This is a genomic window from Variovorax sp. YR750, assembly GCF_900109805.1.
GTDB classification, from domain to species: domain Bacteria; phylum Pseudomonadota; class Gammaproteobacteria; order Burkholderiales; family Burkholderiaceae_C; genus Variovorax; species Variovorax gossypii.
This window is the reverse complement of record NZ_FOBJ01000056.1, coordinates 1-1,220: the sequence shown is the minus strand read 5'-3', so window position 1 is coordinate 1,220 and position 1,220 is coordinate 1. Positions and strand designations below refer to the sequence as shown.

1 protein-coding gene is annotated in these 1,220 nt (G+C 71.0%); it reads left to right on the top strand.

Annotation, left to right across the window (positions count from 1 at the left end; translation table 11 throughout):
• Positions 1–1,220, top strand: a 1,220-nt coding sequence (locus BMY35_RS37505; protein WP_143080860.1) for a polyketide synthase dehydratase domain-containing protein, incomplete at both ends; no start/stop codon positions are given.

Below are 1,220 nucleotides of genomic sequence, written 5' to 3'. Positions count from 1 at the left end.
GCGGCGTCGCAGGCGCGGGACGTGCGGCTGGAGCAGGTGGTGTTCGCGCAGCCTGTGGTGGTGGGTGATGCGCCGGTGGAGGTGCACATTGCGCTTGTGCCGCAGGACGGTGGGGCGGTGAGCTTCGAGGTGTACACCCAGGTCGCGGGCGAGGAGGAGGCGCGGGTGCATGCGCAGGGGCGAGCGCGGGTTGCGGCGGCGGCGGATGCGCCGATCGAGGACCTGGATCGGCTGCGGTCGCAGTGCCCGCAGGTGTTCGCGTCCGAGGCGTGCTATGCGGAGTTCACGCGGATGGGTCTGGCGTACGGCCCGGCCTTCCAGTCGTTGATGGAAGTCCGGGTGGGGCAGGATGCAGCGGGTCGGCTGCTGGCGGTGGGCGAGTTGGCGCTGCCGTCCAAGGCGAGCGAGTCGTCGGCGGCCTTCATGCTGCCGCCTGGGCTGCTGGGCGCGGCGCTGCTGGCGTCGATGGGGCGCGTGACCGCGCAGCCGCAGGACGAGCCGTTGCGTCCGTTTGCGATGGAGGCGGTGGACACGGTGGCGCTGTATGGGCCGGTGCCGGCGAAGGCCGTGGCGGTGGTGCGGCAGGGTGTAGGCGGCACGACCGGCGGTGCGCTCCCGACGCTGGATGTGTCGCTGACGGACATGCAGGGCCGGGTGTGCGTGTGGCTTCAAGGCGTCCGCAGCCGCACGCCGGACGGCGTGCCCGCGACGTTGGAGGTGGAGCAGGTCGTGCCGGGGGTGTCGTCGGTGGCGGAGGTGCTGCCGCGTGCGACTGCGGTCGAGTCTCCGGTGGACATGAGCGCGGAGACGAAGCAGACCCTCGATAACTTGCTTGCGGAGTTGCTGTGGGGTCAGCTGTGCGAGTTGGGACTGGCCTCGCAGCCGGTGGTTGACGTCGAGGCGTGGAAGGCCCGGGTGGGTCTGCCGTCGCTGTACGGGCCCTGGCTCGTCGAGAGCCTGGAGGTGCTGGAGAAGCGGGGGTATCTGGCGCGTGAAGGCGGCGCGCTGAGGGTGCTCATGGCGGACACGCCGGACAGGGATGCGCTGTGGTCGCGCTGGGAGGCCTGCAAGCTCCAGCTCGGTCCCGAGTACCAGGCCCAGATCAACTTCGTGGACGCGGCGCTGCGAGCGCTGCCGGAGATCCTGCGCGGACGGCGCGCGGCGACGGAGGTGTTGTTCCCGAACGGTTCGATGGAACTGGTGGAGGGCATCTACCGCGA